This window comes from Thermoproteota archaeon (assembly GCA_003352285.1).
Taxonomy (GTDB): Archaea; Thermoproteota; Nitrososphaeria; order Nitrososphaerales; family Nitrosopumilaceae; genus PXYB01.
Map to the genome: position 1 here is coordinate 26003 of QQVN01000004.1, position 22473 is coordinate 48475.

The 22473-nt window shown below is 34.9% G+C and carries 24 protein-coding genes; 19 read left to right on the plus strand and 5 right to left on the minus strand.

Going from position 1 to position 22473, the window contains the following annotated elements; translation table 11 throughout:
• Positions 1-17: 17 nt before the first annotated feature.
• Positions 18-761, minus strand: a complete 744-nt coding sequence (locus DWQ18_05440; GenBank protein ID RDJ33494.1) for a DUF115 domain-containing protein — start codon at positions 759-761, stop codon at positions 18-20.
• A gap of 34 nt (positions 762-795) precedes the next feature.
• Between DWQ18_05440 and folP the strand changes: the two genes are divergently transcribed.
• The 3 genes from folP to DWQ18_05455 are packed head-to-tail and all read left to right on the plus strand — an operon-like array spanning position 796 to position 3622.
• Positions 796-1656 carry a dihydropteroate synthase gene (gene folP, locus DWQ18_05445; GenBank protein ID RDJ33495.1) on the plus strand — a complete coding sequence of 287 codons (861 nt, stop codon included), beginning with the start codon at positions 796-798 and terminating at the stop codon, positions 1654-1656.
• 30 nt (positions 1657-1686) lie between these two features.
• A complete protein-coding gene (locus DWQ18_05450) occupies positions 1687-3120 on the plus strand; it encodes an IMP dehydrogenase (GenBank protein ID RDJ33496.1) in 1434 nt (477 codons plus the stop codon).
• A 34-nt stretch (positions 3121-3154) separates the two neighbouring features.
• Positions 3155-3622, plus strand: a complete 468-nt coding sequence (locus DWQ18_05455; protein ID RDJ33497.1) for a hypothetical protein — start codon at positions 3155-3157, stop codon at positions 3620-3622.
• Here the strand turns inward: DWQ18_05455 and DWQ18_05460 are convergent.
• Both DWQ18_05460 and DWQ18_05465 read right to left on the minus strand, forming a co-directional pair.
• On the minus strand, positions 3619-4434 hold the full coding sequence (locus DWQ18_05460) for a prephenate dehydratase (protein ID RDJ33498.1): 816 nt from the start codon (positions 4432-4434) through the stop codon (positions 3619-3621). The two genes, DWQ18_05455 and DWQ18_05460, sit on opposite strands and share 4 nt — an antisense overlap.
• 2 nt (positions 4435-4436) lie before the next feature.
• Positions 4437-4988 (minus strand): RNA-binding protein, encoded by a 552-nt coding sequence (locus DWQ18_05465; GenBank protein RDJ33499.1) that lies wholly within the window; start codon positions 4986-4988, stop codon positions 4437-4439.
• A 79-nt stretch (positions 4989-5067) separates the two neighbouring features.
• Between DWQ18_05465 and DWQ18_05470 the strand changes: the two genes are divergently transcribed.
• A complete protein-coding gene (locus tag DWQ18_05470; protein ID RDJ33500.1) occupies positions 5068-6138 on the plus strand; it encodes a Zn-dependent oxidoreductase in 1071 nt (356 codons plus the stop codon).
• A 15-nt stretch (positions 6139-6153) separates the two neighbouring features.
• Complete coding sequence (locus DWQ18_05475; protein RDJ33501.1) at positions 6154-6756, plus strand: tetratricopeptide repeat protein; 603 nt, start codon at positions 6154-6156, stop codon at positions 6754-6756.
• Here DWQ18_05475 and dph2 read toward each other — a convergent pair.
• Complete coding sequence (dph2, locus tag DWQ18_05480) at positions 6753-7748, minus strand: diphthamide biosynthesis enzyme Dph2 (GenBank protein ID RDJ33502.1); 996 nt, start codon at positions 7746-7748, stop codon at positions 6753-6755. The two genes, DWQ18_05475 and dph2, sit on opposite strands and share 4 nt — an antisense overlap.
• An 82-nt stretch (positions 7749-7830) precedes the next feature.
• Here dph2 and DWQ18_05485 point away from each other — a divergent pair, with 82 nt between their 5' ends.
• The 12 genes from DWQ18_05485 (at position 7831) to DWQ18_05540 (ending at position 19075) form a co-directional block, all read left to right on the plus strand.
• A complete protein-coding gene (locus DWQ18_05485; protein RDJ33503.1) occupies positions 7831-9156 on the plus strand; it encodes a DUF1743 domain-containing protein in 1326 nt (441 codons plus the stop codon).
• 173 nt (positions 9157-9329) lie between these two features.
• The gene (locus tag DWQ18_05490) at positions 9330-10427 is read left to right on the plus strand and encodes a PQQ-dependent sugar dehydrogenase (protein RDJ33504.1); all 1098 of its coding nucleotides are present in this window, start codon (positions 9330-9332) and stop codon (positions 10425-10427) included.
• Positions 10427-11683 (plus strand): hydroxymethylglutaryl-CoA reductase, degradative, encoded by a 1257-nt coding sequence (locus DWQ18_05495; GenBank protein ID RDJ33505.1) that lies wholly within the window; start codon positions 10427-10429, stop codon positions 11681-11683. The genes DWQ18_05490 and DWQ18_05495 overlap by 1 nt, the downstream gene beginning before the upstream one ends.
• A gap of 37 nt (positions 11684-11720) precedes the next feature.
• Entirely contained in the window at positions 11721-12695 is a 975-nt protein-coding gene (gene hisG / locus DWQ18_05500) for an ATP phosphoribosyltransferase (GenBank protein RDJ33506.1), read from the plus strand.
• Positions 12695-13966 (plus strand): histidinol dehydrogenase, encoded by a 1272-nt coding sequence (gene hisD, locus DWQ18_05505; protein ID RDJ33507.1) that lies wholly within the window; start codon positions 12695-12697, stop codon positions 13964-13966. Before hisG ends, hisD begins: the two co-directional genes overlap by 1 nt.
• Positions 13963-15033, plus strand: coding sequence for a histidinol-phosphate transaminase (gene hisC, locus DWQ18_05510; GenBank protein RDJ33508.1), 1071 nt, complete (start codon positions 13963-13965; stop codon positions 15031-15033). Before hisD ends, hisC begins: the two co-directional genes overlap by 4 nt.
• A complete protein-coding gene (locus tag DWQ18_05515) occupies positions 15030-16004 on the plus strand; it encodes an HAD family hydrolase (protein RDJ33509.1) in 975 nt (324 codons plus the stop codon). The genes hisC and DWQ18_05515 overlap by 4 nt, the downstream gene beginning before the upstream one ends.
• Positions 16005-16023: 19 nt before the next feature.
• Positions 16024-16611: an imidazoleglycerol-phosphate dehydratase HisB gene (locus tag DWQ18_05520; GenBank protein ID RDJ33510.1), complete on the plus strand. Its 588-nt coding sequence runs from the start codon at positions 16024-16026 to the stop codon at positions 16609-16611.
• Positions 16611-17219 (plus strand): imidazole glycerol phosphate synthase subunit HisH, encoded by a 609-nt coding sequence (gene hisH / locus DWQ18_05525; GenBank protein ID RDJ33511.1) that lies wholly within the window; start codon positions 16611-16613, stop codon positions 17217-17219. The genes DWQ18_05520 and hisH overlap by 1 nt, the downstream gene beginning before the upstream one ends.
• On the plus strand, positions 17216-17920 hold the full coding sequence (gene hisA, locus DWQ18_05530) for a 1-(5-phosphoribosyl)-5-[(5-phosphoribosylamino)methylideneamino]imidazole-4-carboxamide isomerase (GenBank protein ID RDJ33632.1): 705 nt from the start codon (positions 17216-17218) through the stop codon (positions 17918-17920). The genes hisH and hisA overlap by 4 nt, the downstream gene beginning before the upstream one ends.
• Complete coding sequence (locus DWQ18_05535; protein ID RDJ33512.1) at positions 17917-18720, plus strand: imidazole glycerol phosphate synthase subunit HisF; 804 nt, start codon at positions 17917-17919, stop codon at positions 18718-18720. The genes hisA and DWQ18_05535 overlap by 4 nt, the downstream gene beginning before the upstream one ends.
• Positions 18721-18742: 22 nt before the next feature.
• A complete protein-coding gene (locus DWQ18_05540) occupies positions 18743-19075 on the plus strand; it encodes a phosphoribosyl-AMP cyclohydrolase (GenBank protein RDJ33513.1) in 333 nt (110 codons plus the stop codon).
• Here DWQ18_05540 and DWQ18_05545 read toward each other — a convergent pair.
• Positions 19072-19581, minus strand: a complete 510-nt coding sequence (locus tag DWQ18_05545; protein RDJ33514.1) for a hypothetical protein — start codon at positions 19579-19581, stop codon at positions 19072-19074. The two genes, DWQ18_05540 and DWQ18_05545, sit on opposite strands and share 4 nt — an antisense overlap.
• A gap of 164 nt (positions 19582-19745) precedes the next feature.
• Between DWQ18_05545 and DWQ18_05550 the strand changes: the two genes are divergently transcribed.
• A complete protein-coding gene (locus DWQ18_05550; protein ID RDJ33515.1) occupies positions 19746-20960 on the plus strand; it encodes a threonine synthase in 1215 nt (404 codons plus the stop codon).
• A gap of 1 nt (position 20961) precedes the next feature.
• A complete protein-coding gene (locus DWQ18_05555; protein RDJ33516.1) occupies positions 20962-22302 on the plus strand; it encodes a 4-methyl-5(B-hydroxyethyl)-thiazole monophosphate biosynthesis protein in 1341 nt (446 codons plus the stop codon).
• Positions 22303-22473 lie beyond the last annotated feature (171 nt).

Consider the following 22473-nt stretch of genomic DNA (forward strand, 5'->3'; position numbering starts at 1 on the left):
GGGTATTAAAACGCATTCTAGGTTATTATGATATCATCCAAGTCATTGTAGGAAATTTTTTTGAATCCTTTGATTGGATCAGATGTAGTGTACAAATTGCTCTTTGATTTTGTAGCCAACCACTCTAGAAGTTTCTTGCCCCATCTGAGTTTTTTGAGTTTAATTTTTGTGTCAGCATGCTTTGTCTGAGAAAATTTTCCAATCTTTTTTCCAAAATCCATCCCAAACAAGATTATGTCCTTGGCCCCAAAACTATCAGCTAAAAATACACATCTGTCGCCATCAGTAAACCCACCAAAGTTGTATAATACTCCAAATGATTCTGTTTGTGTTGTTCCTATGCAGTTGTTGAAATTTTTCACCATCTCAAGCTTTTCTTGGTTATCTCCATGCGCATGAACAACCATAAATGAATTAGATTTTGCAATTTTCTTCAAGTACCTTTCTTCACCATCAAGATCCGTGACCACTATGTCAGGTATTATTTTATTTTTCATCAGTTCTGATACGCTACTATCTGCTGCAATCTTTGGGGTTTTCTTTAATTTTTTAATTATTGGAATTGCCGTTTCCAATGATTCTCCTGAACCAATTACGATTACAGTATTTTGAGAAATAATCTTCTTAATCTTACTGAATGATTCTTTTTTCTGTTTTAGAAGAGAATCTAATTTTTTTGCAGAATCCAGATCCTTTTTTTTACTAAACTCAAATTCTTTTAAAATCTGGCTATACCGAGTTTTCCAACCAATAATAGTCATATGACTCAAATTGACATGGGTTTTGATAAGTTATATGAGTAAATTGGGCACAGTTACTGTCGGAAAAACATCCCCAGTTAGAATAATGGGCATCTTGAATACCAGTCCAGAGTCTTTTTACAAAAAATCAATTAAAACAACTGATCATGATATAGCTCAAACCATTAGAAAGATGGATGAAGAGGGAGCCGATGTTATCGATATTGGAGGAATGTCAACTGCACCATATCTTTCAACATTAATTTCCGAAAGAATAGAATCACAGCGTATCTCTCAAGCAATCAAGATAGTTCAGCGTGTTTCAAATTTGCCAATATCTGTTGATACTTGCCGTGCTAGTGCTGCAAAAACTGCATTAGATTTGGGCGCTGAAATCATCAATGATATCTCTGGTCTAAAATTTGATAAAGAAATGCCTAATGTCATAGAAAGGTATCAACCATCTGTAATTGTATGTGCCTTTAGCAAAAAACCAATTCATGGAAATAATATATCACAAACAAAAAAACTAATCTCAGATAGCATTAAAATTGCAAAATCATCTGGGATAAAAAATATCGTAGTAGATCCTGCGATAGGATTCTTTCGCAATACAGGACGTGGATTATTTTTTACAAAATTTAATGTTGATTGGGTTAAACGAGATCTTGAGATTCTTTCCAATCTATCAAAAGTTAAGACAAACTTTCCAGTTTTAGTATCTGTATCTAACAAATCCTTTTTAGGTAAAATATTACAAAAGCCTAATCCTGATGATCGTTTGGCAGGCTCACTTGCATGTGAAGTAATGTCTGCAATTAAGGGAGCAGATATAATTCGTACTCACAATGTAAAATATACTAAAGAGGTAATCCAACCCATACAACGATTCTTACGTACAAACAAAAGCTTATAATGCATTTTCAATCTTTGGAATGAGGTTTCATTGGAATTCAGAGAAGGATTAACTTTTGATGATGTTCTTCTTGTTCCCAAATATTCAGATATAACAAGTCGATCTCAGACAGATCTTAAAACTAAACTTTCACGAAATATCTCAATTAACATACCTCTTGTGAGTGCTAACATGGACACTGTTACGGAATCTTCAATGGCTGTAACTATGGCAAGAGAAGGAGGAATTGGTATAATCCATAGATTTCTCACCATTAAGGAAGAAGCCGATCAAGTTCTCAAAGTAAAAAGATCTGGCAGTGTAATGATTGAAAACCCCTACACAATTAATTCTGAAGAGACAGTTCGTAATGCCATCCAGTATACAATCGACAAAGATGTATCTGGTTTGCTAGTGGTTGATTCAGAATCAAAATTAGTAGGAATTCTCACAGACAGAGACATTACATTTGAATCTGATACTAACAAGCTAGTAAAAGACGTAATGACAAAAGATGTCGTTACTGCAAAATTAGGAATTAGCCTAAGTGAAGCAAAAGAACTATTACATAAACATAGAATTGAAAAACTTCCTCTAATCGATGACTCTCATCATGTAAAAGGGCTTATCACAAGCAAGGACATTACCAATATGGAGAACTATCCGTCTGCATCTAAAGACAAAAAGGGTAGACCATTGGTTGGTGCAGCAGTTGGTGTCAAGGGAGATTTTATGGAAAGAACAGAAGCATTACTTGATGCAGGAACGGATATTATTGTTGTTGATATTGCTCATGGTCATAGTGAAAACGCAATCAGCACAGTTCGTCATATCAAAAAAGCGTTTCCAGATTGCGAACTAATAGCTGGTAACGTTGCAACTGCAAAAGGAGCTGAAGATCTTATCAAAGCAGGAGTTGATGCAGTTAAGGTAGGTGTTGGATCTGGTTCAATCTGTATAACTCGAGTAATTACTGGTTCAGGCGTTCCACAACTTACTGCAGTAATGGATTGTGCCAAAGTAGGACGCGATCATGGAGTTCCAATCATATCTGATGGTGGTACTAGAACATCTGGTGATGCAACAAAAGCATTAGCTGCAGGTGCATCATCAGTAATGATAGGCAGCATGTTGGGCGGAACAGATGAATCTCCAGGCTCAATATTAACAAAAAATGGTAAACGCTTCAAAGTTTATCGAGGAATGGCATCATTAGCAGCATCTATTGGACGCAAATCAAAAGAGACTGGAAAAATTTCTCTTGATGAAGATCTAAATGATTATGTTGCAGAAGGTGTTGAGGCGATGGTTCCATACAAAGGAAGTGTTACAGATATTCTAAAACAGCTTACTGGAGGAATTCGTTCTGGGTTAAGCTATTGCGGTGCCCACACTATTCCTCAAATGCAACAGAATGCAGAATTTATCAAAATGTCTGGGGCAGGTTTTGCTGAAAGTCAACCCCATGATGTTTCATTAATGTAGTTAGTTTTTTAAGCCCGATCCTAAAAGATACCCCATGCTGAGCAAAAGAACACTTATCGGAATAATTGTTGGAAGTGCAATCTCAGCAATTGGAGTTGCAGCTTTGGTTAACTCAATTGGATTACAAACAATTTCTTTTGATGATACATATGGGGTTGGTGAGTATACATCATATCAATTTCCTGCTCCGAAATCTTCTCATCAATTCATAAAAATCGAAGGCGAATCTTTTGACGTGACACTAAAAACACCTGCAGATGGTATTCAAATTCCTACAACGACATACAAAAAAGAGGTTAGCTTTGATTGGTATGTCTTAGAGGAAGGAATAAACCGAATTGAAATCCAAAATATTGGCGATTCAGAAATTCATGTAACAGGAACCTTTGAGCGAAACACTGATCCAATATTTTTCACATATCATATTCTTGTAATCACTGCAGGTGTAGTGATTATTGGTTTTAGTGCAGGATTTAGTATTAGAAAACCAAAAGGATTCTAGTTTATACTAGCAGCTGTATACGAACCTAAGGTTTTAAAAAATAATGTCTCTTCTTTAATCTTCATCAATGTATCTGACACTTTGGAATTACTCTTACTTCCTTCAAAGTCGACAAAAAAGTTGTACTCCCATATGGAATCTTTTTTTGGTCTTGATTCAATCTTTGTAAGATTGATACCACTTGTATGAAATTTTTCAATTATTCGAAATAGCGCTCCAGGTTCATGCTTTATTGAGAAAATAATTGATGTCTTTGCATTTTTTATCTCTAGAGTTTCTTTGGTAGAAAGCACTAGAAACCGTGTATAGTTATTTGGATTATCTGCTATGCCTTCCTTAATAATTTTAATTTGGTATATCTCTGATGCACTTTTGCTTGCAATGCATGCAACATTGTCTTTTCCCATCTCCTTGATAATTTTTACACTGCCTGCAGTATCGTAGGTGGGTACAGTCTTTAGTTTATTGTCTTGTAGAAATTTTCTGCATTGGCCTAATGCTTGAGGGTGAGAATAAACCGTATCTATTGAACTCAATTGACCTGTACCGATAAGGCAATGTTCAATTTTTTTGTAAACTTCCCCCACTGCAAATAGCGGAGTAGAATACAAAAGATCGTAGCTCTCTCCGACACTCCCTTCAATAGAATTCTCTACTGGTAATACTGCATAGTCAGTTATTCCATTGATTGTGGACTCTAGTACTTCCTTGAACGTAGGATATGGTTTAGTAGTGATATCATTCCCAAAAAAAACTCTTGCTGCTGATTCGCTATATGCGCCATGTTCCCCTTGGAAGGAAACATTTTTCATTTTTATCCTCTTTGTTGTAAGAAATCACTGTTACCAAACTTGCTAGAAAGTTTTCGCTCATCAATCCACGAACACTCTGTGCATTTAATTGCATCCCTCATTTGCAAAACTTTTCCTCCACACTTTTTACATTTAGTAAAAATTACTCCAAGTTCTGGTTCGTTTATTGAAGCATGAATCGTTCCATTCAAATGACTGATAATCTTTAGTGATACAATATCATTTAGCAATGCAATATTTTTTCTTCTAATGTTTCTAGTGGAGCAGACACATTCGACTTTTGAAATTGTTGGTCTACCATTAATGTAATCAATTGAGACTGCTATCATAGAAGACATTACCGCGGCAACGGTTCCAATAATAATATCTCCAGGTTTTGGTACATCAATTGATTTGAAGGTCTTTACATTTACAACTCGATCTTTCTTATCAAATTCCTTGTTTCCTACTGCCGCAGATCTTACCATGTCCCCATCATCAAAGGCGTTGGTTCCCGCCTCGTATTCTTCAATGGATGAAATTTTATCACCTGGAAAAGTTATTGATTCAGACATGTGCTCATTCTTATTCTGATAATTATAATTGTTTATGGGTGCAGAATCGATTTTAACCAGCTTTATTCGACAATGAATGATGAAGGCACTAGTTTTTGAAAAGTATGCTGAGAATGATGATTTTGAGAAAATTTTACAGATAAAGGATATTCCAGAACCAGAACCAAAACCAACCGAAGTTGTTTTCAGAGTAAAGGCAGCATCATTAAACTATGATGACATTTGGGCCATGCGCGGAAAACCAATCGAAGTTCCAATGCCACATATCTCTGGAACTGATGCTGCCGGTGAGGTCATAGCAATTGGTGATGATGTAAAAAATATCAAAGTTGGTGACAGGATTGTCTCTCATGGTAATCTATCATGTAGGACATGTCAGTTGTGTACCTCTGGTCGAGAATTTGATTGTAAGAAGAGACTTGTTTGGGGATTTCAAACGGGACCACTATGGGGAGGTTACTGCGAGGTATCTCATTTGCCAGAGGTTAACGCGGTAAAGATTCCTGATAATGTAAGCTATGATGATGCAGCCGCTGCATCAATGACAATGATGACTTCTTGGCACATGTTGGTTGGTAGGGCAAAGATTCAACCAGGACAAACAGTTTTGGTAATGGGCGGCAGCTCTGGAATGGGAATATTTGGAATTCAAATTGCAAAATTATTTGGATGTGACGTAATTGCAACTGCCAGTAAAGAGAAACTAGACAAATGTATTGAATTAGGTGCTGACTTTGCAGTAGATCACAGAAAAGAAGACTGGCATAAGGAAGTACGTTCTATTTCAAAAGATATTTCTCAAAAAAAAGACAAACCACCAGGTCTTGATGTTATTTATGAGCACATTGGAGGAACTCATTGGAATAAAGAATTGACTCTTCTAAAGTACGGTTCAACAATTGTTACAACTGGTGCTACAACTGGATATAATGTAAAAACAGATCTCCGTCATATTTTTTTCAAGGGAATAAACATCTTAGGCTCCACTCAGGGGACAAGAGCTGAATTAGAAACTGCATTTTACTGGATGTCCCAAGGAAAAATAAAATCAATCATTGACTCTACATTCAAGTTGGAGGATGCCGTTAAAGCACACAAAAAAATGCTTTCTGGAAAAGGACTCTTTGGGAAAATCTTAATGAAGCCATAATCTTGATGAACATCCATGACTAGTGATCCTAGAATCAACTCATTAATGGACCAAGCAAATCAAAATTTTCTCAAAAAAAGATACAGAGAAGCAATTCGCTTTTATGATGAGATTTTATCAACGAATCCTACGAATCTTAACGTCTTAAACAACATCGGTTATGCTCAAAGTAAATTAAAAGAGTATCAAAAGGCAATCGAATTTTATGACAAAGCTCTCAGCATTGACCCAAATGACATGTCAGTTCTCCTTAACAAAATATCCTCTTTGAGAAAATTAGGAGAATACAAATCTGCCTTGGATTATTGTGAAAAGATTCTGTCTGAAAATCCTGATTACAACCTTGTGCTATACCATAAAGAGAGAATTCTATTCTCACTTGGCAAATATGAGGAATCAATTTTGTGCTGTGACAATATTCTAAATGATTATCCTACCAATGCTGATGTGTTATATGATAAATCATGTAATCTTGCAATGCTTCAAAGAGTACAGGAATCATTGGATTCTCTGGAAAAAGCAATACATTCTGGAATGCAATTTAAGATCAAGGCTAAAAACAGTAAATCTTTTGAAAGATTACGAAAAGATCCTAGATTTTTAGAATTAACAAGCTAGAGCCAATGGGGAATCTGCATATACTCTCCAATGTCTTCATTTCGAAGTACTTTGAGTAATGCATTTGCTTGTGGCGTTGACAAAAGTGGCTTGTCAAATGGATTGTCAGTAGAAATTCTAGGGCAAGCTACTTGAATAAACGCATCAATTCCTTTTAGGTTTCGTAATCTATCATTTGTAATGTCAGTTAATGCAAGAAGCTGTACTGTCTTTCCTTCTTTTTCTAACTCTCTTTTGAATTTTAGTGCAGTGGTCTTTGACATCTGTCCCTCTTTTAGCCCCACAATTACACCGAAAGTTTTTGCTTCTGCAGCTTTGTAGATTGCTAATGTAGCTTTCTTTTGAAGCTTGTTTGCAAATTCTGTTACTTCTCTTACTTCATTAAAGTATGGGTCAAGAACATATGTTGGCTTGTTTGTTGATAGTGCTATTCCCGCTGCATGAAAATTACTTTGGCCAAGAAAGACATTTGCATCAACAGCATCTTTTATCTCCATTGCTGGATAAAACTCACAACCAAAAACTTGTCCATCATTTAGTTGACCTTTTCCCGTTCCAATCTTTACAGTAATTCCTTCCTTAGTAAAAATTTCTTTTACTTTATCCACCTGGTTTAGATGCTGACTATCTGTAATTAGTGAAATTATTTTTCCTTTAACTATTTCAACGCATTTTTTGGCCACTGAATCAAATTCAATATTATCATACGCATCAATCAAAAAGACATTGTTTTCCATTTCTGGCATGTTTATAGTATGACCAACATTGAATAAAATTTCAGCTCCTAATGTCTTTGCTCCATTTGAGTTTAGATCACAGGTTCCCCATGTTGTGTCTGCAAGAACATATGCAGGAATACCAAATCGATTCATTATCTTTAATGCAGTTTCTTGAATTTGGGGCAAGATTCCATCCGGACCATTTATGGCCACAGACACAGGCTTTTTTTCCTGAATAATATTGAATATTCTTTGCTCATCTACTACTATCAAATCAGCTAAAAATTCAGTCGATTTTAATTTAAACCAATGGTATAGCAAAACCAAAAATTGTCCAAATTCTTACCCACCATTGATGAGTGAAACAATACTCAACATTGGATTTGATGATACTGACTCACCAAAGGGCATGTGTACTACATATCTTGCCTACAAAATTGTTGATTTGCTAAAAGACGAGAAAGTGGAATTTCTTGATTTTCCTAGATTAGTAAGATTCAATCCAAATATTCCTTGGAAAACACGAGGAAACGGAGCTGTTGGAATTAAAATTAAAACAAACAATCCAAAAATTATCAAGCAAAAAATTTTCAAAATGTTAAAAAGATATTCTGATACTAAAAATGGTGCCAATCCTGGATTGGTGTTTTATGAAGGAGATGTAATTCCAGAATCATTTAGTAAATTTAGCAAAATGGCTTTATGGAAATTAATCAAACGAGGTTCTGCCAAAAAACTTCTTCAAAAGCATAACATTGACTTCTATTACCAAGGAAACGGTCAAGGATTAATTGGTGCATTAGGTGCAATTGGATATTCGTTTGATGATCACACCATGGAGCTCTTAAGCTATAGAAAAAAATCAAAATTTGGTTCCAAACGAAGCTTATCTGAAAGCAGTGTCAAAGAAATGCAAGAAAAAACATTTCCACTCACCTTTAACAGCTATGATAATAAAAAAAATCATGTAATGATTGCCCCACGCGGACCGGATCCTGTATTTTATGGGATTCGAGGTGAGGATCCAGATACACTAATTGATGCATCAAAAATGATAAAGTCAAATGAAAAGCCCCAAGGATACATGTTATTCAAATCTAATCAAGGCACGGGTGCTCATCTTGAAAATGAACTTGATGTGAATAGTCTACGACCATATCACTCTGGAACTATAACTGGAATTGTATCTAGTAACCCAATCATGAATCTTGGAGGACATGTAACATTTTCATTAAAATCTAATAAAAAAGAAATTACATGTGCAATTTACAAACCTACAGGTATTACAAATCATGGAATGAATTTGATTATTGGCGATGTGATTAAAGTTGGTGGAGGAATACGCAAAGCATCAAAGAATTATTCTAGAGTTTTAAATGTAGAATTTTTAGAGATTCTAGAACTAAAAAGAATAGAAAAAAAATCTAACCCTAGGTGTAATGATTGTAATAAACAGATGAAATCAAAGGGAAAGAGCCAAGGATTTGAGTGTATTCGCTGTGGAAAGAAAGAAAAAAACAAAGTGATTATCGAAATTCCACGAAAACTCAAAAAAGAGATGTACCTTCCTATTTTGTCAGCTCACAGACACTTGACTAGACCTGCTCAACGACAAAGAATCCAGAATACGAAATCACAATTTAAGGACTCTAGACCATGGTTTTTTGTTTTTAATAATTAAGTAGCGGGGAGTAGATTTGAACTACTGATTTGCGGGTTATGAGCCCGCCGGGATGACTTTGCCCATAATTGTCTGACTTCCCCACCCCGCTGATCCAACAAAGGTTTAGGGCGGTATATACGCTTTATCAAAACTTGAAAGTAATTAATAGGATTTACAGAGTTTCATATTGAATGGATAAAAAATTACGTATTGCCGGAATTATTGCAGCACTTGCAGCATCTGCGATAATTCTAACATCTCCATCTGATCCATTACCAATTCCAGAACCAAATTTTTCTCAATCTGGAAATGATTCAGTAGAGATCATAGCTACAAATTTGGAAAAGCCGCGAGCAATTGATTTTGCTGATGATAGAATTTTTTTAACTGAAAAAATTGGCAGGGTTCGTGTAATACAAAATAATACTCTTCTAGAAGAACCACTCGCAACATTTAGAACTGCAAATGTCTTTGATGGAGGATTACTTGGAATCGCAACACATCCAGAATTTAAAACAAATAATCTTCTTTACGTTTATTACACATATGAAGAAGATGGAAAACTTTGGAACAAAGTTGTTCAAATTAAAGAGAAAAATAACAAACTAGAAGATGCAATAACAATTATAGATAAAATCCCAGGATCTCCATTTAGCAATGGCGGTGCCTTGAAATTTGGTCCTGACAAAAAACTATACATCACAACAGGTTCTACTTCTGATTCTTCACACTTACCACAGGACTTGGATTCTTTAGCCGGTAAAGTTTTACGAATAAATGATGATGGTACTATTCCAAACGATAATCCATTTGAGAACTCACCTGTTTATTCACTTGGGCATAGGAATCCACAAGGCATGACATGGGATGCATCTGGAAATCTCTATGTTTCAGACTTTGGACCAACAAAAAATGATGAAATCAATCTTGTAATAGCAGGAGGAAATTATGGCTGGCCAGAACAAGAATGTTCTGGGAATCCATCATACATTGATTCACTAATTTGTTATGATCCAGCTATAGAGCCTGGGGGAATTCTCATTTACTCTGGAAGCAAATTACCTCTTGAAGGAAAGATGATTATGGCCTCACTAAGAGCTACTAACCTATATCAATTGGAATTCTCAGAAGATGGAATCGAGTCTACAAAAAGCATACTAGGCGGCTTGGGTAGAATACGTGATGTAGCCCAGGATTCAAATGGTGACCTTTACATAATTACCTCAAACACTGATGGGAAAGGTTTTCCGTTAAGTACTGATGATAAACTATTGAGGATTGTAAACTAATGCCTGATTCATCAATATCAAAATTCTTTGAGAAAGATCACAAGGAAAGACTAGACATTGTTGGCAAATTTGCCAATCTCTCAAATGATGATCTAAATATTTTAGAAAAAGCAACTGGGGGCATAACATTTGAGAATGCAGATAAGATGGTAGAGAATGCAATTGGAACATTTTCATTACCTTTGGGCGTTGCTACAAATTTTTTGATTGATGGAAAGGATTACCTGGTTCCCATGGTAATTGAAGAACCTTCTGTAATTGCTGCTGCATCAAAGGGTGCAAAAATTGCTAGGATACATGGAGGATTTAAGATTAAAGCTGATGAATCATTTAGTATTGGACAGATTCAAGTTTTAGATGCAAATATTGCAGATGTAGAATCTAAGATAAAAAACTCACAAGAAGAAATTCTAAAAATTGCAAATGCTAAAAGTAACACATTATCAAAAATTGGAAAGGGAGCAAAACAAATTTCATGTAAAGAGATCAAAACTGACTCAGGAAAGATGCTCATTGTGGAGCTCTTGATTGACGTTGGTGATGCAATGGGGGCAAATATCACAAACTCAATGTGTGAAGCTGTGGCCCCAAAGATTGAAGAAATTACTGGAGGCAGAACACTACTTCGAATTCTTTCTAATTATTCTACACGAAGATTGGTAAAGGCAAGTGCTGTATTTGATAAAGATGAAGTTGGTGGCGAAGAAGTTGTTGATAATATCATTCTTGCATATCAGTTTGCTGCATTTGATGTGTATAGAGCAGTTACTCATAACAAGGGAATAATGAATGGAATCATATCTGTGGCAAATGCCACAGGACAAGACAGTAGAGCAATTGAGGCAGCAGCTAATGCATATGCCGCACGTGATGGAAAATATCGTTCCTTGACTGTTTGGTCAAAAGATGATAAAGGAAATCTTGTAGGTGAATTAGAAATCCCGCTTTCTGTCGGAATAGTTGGTGGAATAATTAGCGTGCATCCTATTGCAAAAATTTGCACAAAGATTCTTCGAGTAAACTCTGCCAAAGAATTAGCTGGAGTCATAGTATCTACTGGATTGGCACAAAATTTCAGTGCAATAAGGGCTCTTGCTACAGATGGGATACAAAAAGGCCACATGAAGCTTCATGCTAGAAACCTTGCTGCAGCAGCTGGAGCTAATTCCCAACAAATTGATAAAATTGTTCAAATGATGATTAAAGAAAATAATATCTCACTTAATAGAGCAAAAGAATTACTTGAGCAAATTTAAACATGATATTATATAGCAGAGTGGTAAGAGAGTCAAAATGTCAGTAAAATTTGCCATTCCAAAAGGAAGCTTAGAGGAAGCAACCTTTGCATTATTGCAAAGATCTTGGACTAAAGTAAATCGAAAAAATCGTACCTATAGGGTATACCTTGATGATCCAAAGATTACTGTGAAGATGCTTCGCCCTCAAGAAATTCCAACAATGGTTTCTGAAGGACTCTATGATGTAGGAATCACTGGTAAAGACTGGGTAGGGGAAACCAAAGCAGATGTAGAGCAAATTTTAGATTTAGAGTATGGAAGAATTAAGCTTGTAATTGCATTTCCAGATAATTACAAATACAAAAATCTTGATTCAATGATTGCTGATTATGCAAAAAAGAAAAAGATTCTAAGAATTTCATCAGAGTATCTTATGACTGCGTCAAAATTTATCAAAGAATGTAAATCATACAAGAAATTCTTTGGAAATAAGGATCCCTTAATTGTTACACCATGGGTCCGATTAGGAACAAACAAAAATGTTCAAATTCATTTATCATTTGGTGCAACAGAAGCAAAACCACCTGAAGATGTTGATGCAATAATGGATGTCACTGAAACCGGAACCACTCTAACACAGAATAATCTTAAGATTGTAGATCAAGTTCTAGAATCAACAGCACACTTGATTGTAAACAAACAATCACTAAAGGATCCAAAAAAACGTGAAAAGATATTTGATATTGTTACATTGTTGAGAGGAGCAGTACATGGCAAGAAATATTTGCATATCTATCTTAATGTAGAAGAGAAGAATCTAGACAAACTACTAAAGGAGATACCTGCCTTAAAGAGGCCAACAATTAGTCCACTTAGTGATGAAGGTTGGTTCGGAGTAAACACTATAATTCTAAAGTCAGAATATCACAAGTTAATTCCAAAACTACGTAAGATTGCACAGGGGCTTGTAGTCCATGAACCAAGACAAATTCTGGAACTTGAGGAGATAAAACGTGACGAAGAGAATTGATGAGAATCATTCAAATTCGTAATGTAGATACATTTTCTGAAAAAATACGACCAAAACAATCCAAGCAGAACAAAAAGATCGTAGAATCAATCATATCTGATGTACAAAAAAACGGAGATGCTGCGATAAAAAAATATGAAAAAAAATTCAACAAAACAAAATCTGCATCATTGCGTGTTACAAAATCTGAAATACAAAATGCATACTCTAGACTTTCAAAAGAAGAGATACTTGCAATCAAAACTGCAAAAAATCGATTATCTAGATCAGAATCTAAACTAAAATCTATTCTAAAGAATTTTACAATAAACGTAGATGGTGTAAAGATATCCAAGTCATTTACTCCAATCAACAATGTTGGATGTTACGTTCCTGGTGGAATGGCAAGGTATCCTAGCTCTGCAATAATGTCGATTATTCCAGCAAAGATTGCAGGTGTAAAGAGAATTGTAGTGGTATCTCCACCCGATGCCACAGGAAAAATAGATCCAATGACTGTAGTATCTGCAGATATCTGTGGTGCCTCAGAGATTTTTAGGATAGGTGGGGCTCAAGCAATTGCAGCATTATCCTACGGAACAAAATCAATAAAACCGGTTGATAAAATCGTTGGACCCGGCGGTATATTTGTTACAATGGCAAAATCAATTCTTAGTGAACGAACATCAATTGATATGAATGCTGGGCCAACTGAACTTGGAATAATTGTAGATGATTCTTCCAAAATTGATCTTGTAGTAGACGATCTTATTTCCCAAGCAGAACATAGCATAGATACTTTTTGTTATGTGCTAACAACCTCTAATACAGTTGGAAAAAAAATCAATCAATTAGTCACAGAAAAAATAAAATCTGTTCCACGAGCAAACATTGTAAAGTCTAGTCTCCAAAAAAATGGCTTTATTGGAGTATGTCAATCGAAAGATGACATAGTGATTCTTGCCAATAGTCTTGCACCTGAACACCTTGAAATAATGACAAAAGATTCTAAAAAACTTGCAGAAAAGATCAAAGCACCAGGACTAGTTTTGATAGGTAATGAATCACCATCTTCTGCTAGTGATTACCTTCTAGGCTCAAATCACATCTTACCTACTAGTGGTTTTGGAAGAACAAGGGGCTCACTATCTGTGATGGATTTTCTAAAAATATCCACTACAGTTGAAGCAACTAAATCTGCATTGAAAAAGATATCAAAATCAATGAAAGCTTTTACCGATACAGAAGGGTTATCTAATCACTATAATGCTGTAGAGAGTAGATTGAAATGAAACAAAACTGGTTTGAAAATAAAATTAAAGAGTTTGCAAAACAATCAGGATATCAAAAGCCTGAAAAATTTCAAGACACATTAAAGCTTGACTCAAATGAAAACTTTGTAATTCCAAAGCAACTTCAAAACGATCTTATCAATACTGCAAAAAAGACTTCTGATATACGGGAATATCCTCTTGGTGGAACAGAAAGATTAATCCAAGCTTTATCAAAATATCTAAAGATTCCAACTAGTATGATTGGAGTTGGCAATGGCTCTGATCAAATACTTGACTTAATTCTTGCAAACTTTGCATCAAAACAAACCAAAGTTCTTACATCTGATCCAACCTTTGGATTTTTTGAAGAGCGCTGTAAACTATTTTCTATACCTACTATCAAAATTCCTTTCTCAAAAAACATGACTCTGAATCTTGAAAAATTCTTGGAAAAATCAAAAAATTCAGATATCTTGTATCTTGATTCACCAAATAATCCTACTGGTTTTCAGTTTTCCAAGCAGGATGCAGAAAAATTAATCAAAAATTTCAATGGACTAGTAATAATTGATGAGGCATACGTTGAATTTGCTGATTACTCCATTGCAAATCTAACAAAAAAATATCAAAATCTCATAGTTGTACAGACATTTTCAAAGGCTTTTGGGTTAGCAGGATTACGTTTAGGCTATTTTATTGCGAATAAGAAATTCACTGATGTATTCAATCGCGTAATACAGTATCCATATCCAATTAATTCAATTGCCATAGAGGCTGGAATTTCTGCCTTGGAGAAAGCAAAATACATGAAGGATGCAGCAAAATTGGTCCAATCTGAGAGAAAAAGAATCCTTGATAACTTGAAAAAGTATGATGCCTTTGAGGTTTTCAACTCTAAAGCAAACTTCATTCTATTTGATGCAAAAGGAGCTGACAAACGAGTCTTCACCGCACTTGTTGAACAAGGAATCTCAATTAGAAAACTTGGAAAGATAGGGGATCACCCTGGATGCTTGAGAGTTACAATAGGAACAAAAGATATGAATTCTAAATTTTTATTAGCTATACGTGATCTTTTAGGATGAAATTAGAAAAAGTATCTGATGGAATATTTGCAAATAGAGATGTTCTAAAAGATCTTTCAAATGTTGATGCAATAATCTTTGACTGTGATGGCGTATTAATTGATATTACTTTATCATATGATCTTGCAATAGACAAGACAACAAAATTTGTTTTGAAAAAATTTTATGGAATTACCAATCCGATATCCATTACTCCTGAAATAATTGATGGATTCAAATCAACAGGCGGTTTTAATGATGAGGTAGATCTTTCTTATGCTGTAATTCTAACGATAGCTGTTTCTGAAAAATTAAAAAAAGATCAACTTGAGTTAATCAATCAAGTAATTGAAAATGCTGGCCCAACCGGTATATCCTCTGTTGAAAAATTTCTTAGTAAAACATTTGATGTCTCTGATTTGAAAAATAAATTAAATTATCCCGGTAATGACAGAGATAGCATTCTTTATACAATATTTGATCAACTCTTTTACGGTCCACAACTTTATCAGAAACTTTTTGGAAAGAAATCTGAATTCTCTGAATCAGGTCTTATTGAGAATGACAAAATTATTGTTTCAAAAGAACTATTATCTATCTTAAAAAATAAATTAAAAAATAAAATTGCAATCACAACTGGGAGAGGTTTGGAGTCTATCAGATATTCCCTAAAGAATCTCTTGCAAGAATTTGATCTAAAAAATTCAATATTTCTTGAAGACGAATCACGTGAGTTGGCAAAACCTAATCCTGAGCCTCTCTATAGATGCATTAGGGGATTGGATTCTGTACATTGCTTGTATGTTGGTGACTCTATGGAGGACTATATCATGGCAAAAAAAGTCAATGATTTAGGCAGGAAAACCACTTTTTGTGGTATTATTGGTACCAGCAAAAATCCAACAGCAAAATTGGAATTATTTGAGAAAAATAATGTGCCCTTAGCATTGGATTCCATACATCTTCTTCCGAAGGTATTAAATCTGGTCTGAGGCTAAACACTAAACTGTTATGGGTTCTAGAAAAAGTACAATCAAGCGTTCAACAAAAGAGACTGATGTTTCTGTCAGTGTGAATCTTGATGGAACAGGAAAAACGAATATCAAGACAGGAATCAATTTTCTTGATCATTTGATTGTTGCATTTGGAAAACACTCAATGATGGATCTTAAAGTTAATGCAAAATCTAATGATAAAATTACACACCACCTAATTGAAGATACTGCAATCACGATTGGTTCTGCAATAGACAAAGCACTTGGAAATCGTTCAGGTATTACAAGATTTAGCTATGCATCAGTACCTATGGATGAATCCTTAGCAGAGGCTTCAATTGATTTGGTTAAAAGACCATTCTATAATCTGAATCTGACAATGAAGCGTACAAAAGTTGAAGACATATCACGTGAGGACATTGAGCACTTTTTCCAATCATTATTGCAGAATCTTAACTGCTGTATTCACCTTACTGTAAAGTATGGAGATAATGACCATCACAAAGTCGAAGCTGCAATGAAATCACTTGCAGTTGCATTTAGAACGGCATCCTCAAAAGATAAAAAACAGAAAGGAATTCCCAGTACTAAAGGTTCTATGTAATGGTTAAAGTAGCAATATTTGATTACGGCGCTGGAAATATTTTCAGCCTGAAAAACTCTTTAGAAAAAAATAATGCAAACGTTGATGTTATTACAAGCTTTGATAAATCCAAAGAATATTCTGGAATCTTACTTCCTGGAGTAGGTAACTTTGATCCCGCAATTAAAAGCATTACAGAAAATTCAAAGACTGATTTTCAGGATTATGTAAAGGAAAAGATTCCAGTACTTGGAATTTGTCTTGGAATGGAGATGTTTTTCTCAAAGAGTGAAGAAGGAAAGGAAGAAGGATTAGGCGTAATTGATGGTGAAGTTATCGTACTTCCAAATACCATGAAAGTGCCACATATGGGTTGGAACAGTTTGGAGATAAAAAAACATAGTACAATTTTAGAGGGGGTTGATGATGGAGCATGGGTGTACTTTGTACATTCGTATAGGGCAAAACCTGCATCAGATGATGTTATAGCAGCAAATGCTGATTATGGAATTAAAGTTCCAGCGGTAATAGAGCAGGATAATTTCTTTGGTACGCAATTTCATCCCGAAAAATCTGGTGCCGTAGGAAGAATCATGATCAAAAATTTTCTTAGAGAGTGCCAAAAGTGAAGATAATCCCCGCAATAGATCTAATGGATGGCAAAGTTGTACGCTTGTACAAAGGGGATCCTAATCAAAAAACCATCTATAGTGATAATCCAAATGAAATTTCCAAAAAATGGGAAAATGCCGGTGCAGACATGTTGCATATTGTAGACCTTGATGCAACACTTGGAAGAGGTTCCAACATTTCTATCATAGAAGAAATGGCAAGTAAATTATCTATACCATTTGAAGTTGCAGGTGGATTAAGAGATGAATCAATCATTCAACAAGTATTGGAATTTTCACCTAGAGTTGTTTTGGGTACCTTGGCTTTCAAAGAAAAAAAAACTTTGAAATCATTATTAGAAAAATTTGGCAAAGAAAAAATTGTTATCTCTGCAGATCATCTTGATGGAAAAATTACGGTTAATGGTTGGCAAACAAACACTGACATTAATTTGATCAATGCAGTAAAAGACTTTTTGAATATGGGATTTTCTGAATTTTTGGTAACAAATGTTAGCAGAGATGGAACAATGCAAGGACCCGATCTGAATTATTTAGAGAAAGTTTGCTCCTTAAAAGATGCCAACATTATCGCAAGCGGAGGAATCTCCAACATTAATGATGTCAAATTAGTAAAGGCAAAAAATGCATTCGGAGTGATTCTAGGTAAGGCGTTATACGAAAATCAAATCACTATTGAGGAGGCAAAAAAACTATGACATTAACAAAAAGGGTCATACCATGTCTTGATGTCGCAAACGGAAGAGTAGTTAAAGGACTAAATTTTGAATCAATAAAGGATGCAGGAGATCCTGTCGAGTTAGCTAAAAAGTATAGTGATGAAGGAGCTGATGAGCTAATTTTTCTTGATATTACAGCATCTGAAGAAAAACGTGAAACGATTAAGTCATTGGTATCAAAAGTTGCCAAAGTTATTGATATTCCATTTACTGTAGGTGGTGGAGTTAACACATTACAACATGCCAGAGATATTCTACTTAGTGGTGCTGACAAAGTGGCACTTAATACCGGAGCCATAAAGAATCCAACAGTAATTACTGAATTAATGAAACTCTTTGGAAGACAGTGTGTCGTAGTAGCAATTGATGCCAAAAGAAATTATGACATCACAAAAGCTAAAAATATTTTTTCTGAGGAAGGAAAAAAGTTTTGGTTTGAAGTTTTCATCTTTGGTGGAAAGAAAGAGACTGGAATTGACGCCATTGAATGGGCAAAAAAATCTCAAGAACTTGGCGCGGGAGAAATTCTTCTAACTAGTATTGATAAAGACGGAACAAAAGATGGTTATGACATAGTTCTAACAAGTAACATAGTAAATTCTGTATCCATACCTGTAATTGCAAGTGGGGGATGCGGAAAGCCTGAAGATATGACTGAAATCTTTCAAAAATCAAACGTGGATGCAGCATTAGCAGCTTCAATATTTCACTATAATACACATGGTGTAAAAGGAGTAAAATCTGTTTTAAAAGAAAATAATATTCCTGTAAGATTATAAACAATACTGGAGTAATGATACAATGGAAAAAACAATTGAAGAGATTGATTTTCAAAAAGATGGTGGCCTTGTTCCAGTTATAGTTCAAGACGCAAATACTCGTGAGGTTTTGACTTTGGCATATTCTAACAAGGAATCATTAGAGTTAACAAAAAAAACTGGCAAGTCATGGTTCTGGAGCAGATCAAGGAAAAAACTTTGGATGAAAGGTGAAGAATCTGGTAATACACAAGCAGTAAAACAAATACTTGTTGATTGTGATCACGATGCTATTATTTATCTTGTAGAGCCATCAGGACCTGCATGTCACACTGGTGAAAAAAACTGCTTTCATAATTCTTTGAAAAAAGATTAATCAGTTCCATTAACTGAGGGACCTACTAATTCAGTACCTGGTCTTTTGATTGGTTTTATCTCAGCTTCAGCACCACGTATCCATTCGTCTATAATTTCAAATTTAATCGGAGCATAGTTTGTTCCATTAAACACCAGAGTCCAGTTGCCAATTAGCTGTTGTGGATCGTAAATTCCTGTATATGGTGATGTATCTGGTTCATAATATTGATTGAATCCTGATTTTTGTCTACCATCAAATAGTATTGAATGCGCTCTTATTCCTTCAGGCGTTAGAAAATCTACTTTCCCAATATCGTTTGATTGTAATCCTTGAATTGAAATGAATACTTTTTCTCCCACTTTGTAAACTTCTTTATTTATTGCAAATGGTCCTGAACTATTCCATTCTGGTTCTTCAATCATTACTTGCGGAATATTTTCTGTTTTTTCCTCAGATACAAGAATGGCAATAATTATGCTTATCACAATAATTACACCAGCACCGATAGCAATTGCTTTTTTCATTTCGGTCTTTAATCTTGAGTTTCAGTTAATATTCTTTTTTGAATAAAAATATTTTTTATTATAATTAGGTCGTAATCATCTTACTTAATTTTTATGCCTATAAAATTAAGTAATACTTAACTTGATATTAGGATTTTTTATCAATACTATACAAGAGTAGAACGATCATGAGGATTTCCCTAGAATGTAGAGAATGTAAAAAGCACTACGAACCTACTTTCAAGTATATTTGTGAAGACTGTTTTGGACCTCTAGATGTAAAATATGATTTTCCCAAAGTCAACAAAGACACATTTTCAAACAGAGAGCATACTTATTGGCGTTACTTTGAATTATTACCGATTTTAGAAAAATCAAACATTATCAGTATTGATGCTGGTATGACTCCTCTAGTTAGAGCAGAAAAGCTTGGCAAAGAACTAGGACTTAACAAACTTTACATAAAAAATGACTCTGTTAACCCTACATTTTCATTTAAAGACAGACCTGCCGGTATTGCAGTATCAAAATCAAAAGAATTTGGATTATCTGCAGTTGGCTGCGCATCAACTGGTAATCTAGCTTCTGCTACTGCAGCTCATGCTGCAAAAGGTGGATTTCCATGTCATATTTTTGCACCAAGTGACATTGAGATACCAAAGATTGCACAAGCACTATCGTATGGTGCAAACTTTATTGCAGTTGATGGTACATATGATGATGCTAACAGAATTGCAGCACAAATTGGTGATAGCAAAGGTATTGGAATTGTTAACATCAATATGCGTTCATACTATGTCGAAGGCTCGAAAACACTGGCATATGAAGTTGCAGAACAACTAGGTTGGCAGGTACCTGATCAACTAGTGGTTCCAGTAGGTAGCGGTGCAATGCTTAATGCAATATGTAAGGGATTTGAAGAATTACAAAATATTTCATTATTGAACAATGTTTCTAACATGCATATGGTTGCTGCACAACCAACAGGTTGCGCGCCGATTGTCACTGCATTTAAGAAAAAAAGCAATGAAGTTACTCCAGTAGAACAACCTGATACAATCGCAAAAAGTTTGGCAATTGGTGATCCAGGTGATGGCCGTTATGTCCTGAAACGATTGAAACAATACAATGGTTTTGCAGAAGAATCAAACAACAAAGAAATTCTTGATGCAATACTATTGCTTGCAAAAACTGAAGGAATTTTTACAGAACCTGCTGGTGGCGTGTCTGTTGCGGTATTGAAAAAATTAGTAGACGAAGGCAAAATTGATAAAAATGATACTACCATATGTTATGTCACTGGCAATGGATTAAAAGCCACTGAATCACTAATGGAAGTGTTGCCAAAACCACAAGTAATGCAAGCAGATGTTGCAAAGATTTCCGCGGTAGTAAAGTAGCATGTCTAGTCTAACATTTACCATTCCTTCAGTACTAAACCAAGGTGGGGGAGAAAAAAAAATCGAAATATCTGCAGATACTCTATCTGATGCATTTTCCAAAATTTCCGAGACCATGGGTGATGACTTTAAGCGACGTATACTAAACGATGATGGAACTCCTCGCTCCCTGATTAACATTTACATCAATGGTAAAAATGCAAAATTCTCAGACGGAATGAACACCACACTAAAGGATGGAGATGAGATCTATATCCTACCTGCCGTTGCTGGTGGCTCGGAATTATCAAATGAAGATCTTGATAGATATTCACGACAGGTAATGCTTGAAGAGATAGGTTACCAAGGACAGATTAAACTTTGTAATGCTAAAGTCTGTGTTGTTGGTGTTGGAGGATTAGGAAATCCAATCACTACTAGACTAGTTGCAATGGGTGTTGGTAAAATCCGAATAGTTGATAGGGATATAATCGAATTTTCCAATTTGCATCGGCAAACACTATTTGATGAATCTGATGTAGGTGAAATTAAAGTAGAAGCTGCTGCAAAAAAATTAAAGAAACTTAATTCGGGTGTTAACATTGAAGCATTAGCTGTTTCTGTTAATGATTATAATGCTTCAGAAATTATTGAAGGTTGTGACATAGTAATTGATGCACTCGATAGTGTCAATGCACGATATGCATTAAACAAAGCCTGCATTGAAAATAACATTCCATTTGTAACTGGTGCAGCTGTTGGCGTTTCTGGACAAGTATTTACAATACTTCCAAAAGAAACTGCTTGTTATCATTGTATGTTTCCAGCACTCGATGAAGATACCATGCCCACCTGTAGCATTGAAGGGGTGCATCCCTCTATACTGTCTATAGTTGGTGGCATTGAAGTTGCAGAAGCCGTAAAAATCCTAATTGGTAAAAAACCAAGCTTATCAAATAAAATTTTACATATTGATCTAGAAAACTTGGATTTTTCTACCACAAGAACTTTTAGAGCAGAAGAATGTCCTGTATGTGGTTCTGGTAAAAAAGAAGAAAAAACTAAACAAGTCATTATAATTGAAGAACTTTGTGGACGAAATAGAGGAAAACGTACCTTTTCATTAACTCCTACACAAATGTTTGATATTGATGTCAAATCAATTTCAAAGTCTGCAAAAGAAAAAGGATTCCTAGTTGAAAATCAAGGAAACCTTGGACTTTCATTACGAACAAATGATCTCTCTGTCAGCTTTATGAAGAAAGGCTCTGCAGTGATTGTAGGCACAAAAGATGAAAATGATGCCATTGAATTGTATTCCAGATTAACCGGAAAGAAGATTCCATTAATTGAAAGCACGTAATTACTATAGAATTATTTTAAAATAATGGGTAAAATTATGAAAAAATCTCTAATAGATGATAATGATCGAACATCAATTTCGAAAAATTATAATAAAAATTAAAATATTTACAAAGTAATCTAAATATGAGTAAAATTTCTATACAAAATTGAGTAATTGTGGACAAATTGT

Coding starts and splice junctions, on each gene's coding strand:
- DWQ18_05440 (RDJ33494.1), bottom strand. CDS start 761: ATGACTATTATTGGTTGGAAAACTCGGTATAGCCAGATTTTAAAAGAA.
- folP (RDJ33495.1), top strand. CDS start 796: ATGAGTAAATTGGGCACAGTTACTGTCGGAAAAACATCCCCAGTTAGA.
- DWQ18_05455 (RDJ33497.1), top strand. CDS start 3,155: ATGCTGAGCAAAAGAACACTTATCGGAATAATTGTTGGAAGTGCAATC.
- DWQ18_05460 (RDJ33498.1), bottom strand. CDS start 4,434: ATGAAAAATGTTTCCTTCCAAGGGGAACATGGCGCATATAGCGAATCA.
- DWQ18_05465 (RDJ33499.1), bottom strand. CDS start 4,988: ATGTCTGAATCAATAACTTTTCCAGGTGATAAAATTTCATCCATTGAA.
- DWQ18_05470 (RDJ33500.1), top strand. CDS start 5,068: ATGAAGGCACTAGTTTTTGAAAAGTATGCTGAGAATGATGATTTTGAG.
- DWQ18_05475 (RDJ33501.1), top strand. CDS start 6,154: ATGACTAGTGATCCTAGAATCAACTCATTAATGGACCAAGCAAATCAA.
- DWQ18_05485 (RDJ33503.1), top strand. CDS start 7,831: ATGAGTGAAACAATACTCAACATTGGATTTGATGATACTGACTCACCA.
- DWQ18_05490 (RDJ33504.1), top strand. CDS start 9,330: ATGGATAAAAAATTACGTATTGCCGGAATTATTGCAGCACTTGCAGCA.
- DWQ18_05495 (RDJ33505.1), top strand. CDS start 10,427: ATGCCTGATTCATCAATATCAAAATTCTTTGAGAAAGATCACAAGGAA.
- hisG (RDJ33506.1), top strand. CDS start 11,721: ATGTCAGTAAAATTTGCCATTCCAAAAGGAAGCTTAGAGGAAGCAACC.
- hisD (RDJ33507.1), top strand. CDS start 12,695: ATGAGAATCATTCAAATTCGTAATGTAGATACATTTTCTGAAAAAATA.
- hisC (RDJ33508.1), top strand. CDS start 13,963: ATGAAACAAAACTGGTTTGAAAATAAAATTAAAGAGTTTGCAAAACAA.
- DWQ18_05515 (RDJ33509.1), top strand. CDS start 15,030: ATGAAATTAGAAAAAGTATCTGATGGAATATTTGCAAATAGAGATGTT.
- DWQ18_05520 (RDJ33510.1), top strand. CDS start 16,024: ATGGGTTCTAGAAAAAGTACAATCAAGCGTTCAACAAAAGAGACTGAT.
- hisH (RDJ33511.1), top strand. CDS start 16,611: ATGGTTAAAGTAGCAATATTTGATTACGGCGCTGGAAATATTTTCAGC.
- DWQ18_05535 (RDJ33512.1), top strand. CDS start 17,917: ATGACATTAACAAAAAGGGTCATACCATGTCTTGATGTCGCAAACGGA.
- DWQ18_05540 (RDJ33513.1), top strand. CDS start 18,743: ATGGAAAAAACAATTGAAGAGATTGATTTTCAAAAAGATGGTGGCCTT.
- DWQ18_05545 (RDJ33514.1), bottom strand. CDS start 19,581: ATGAAAAAAGCAATTGCTATCGGTGCTGGTGTAATTATTGTGATAAGC.
- DWQ18_05555 (RDJ33516.1), top strand. CDS start 20,962: ATGTCTAGTCTAACATTTACCATTCCTTCAGTACTAAACCAAGGTGGG.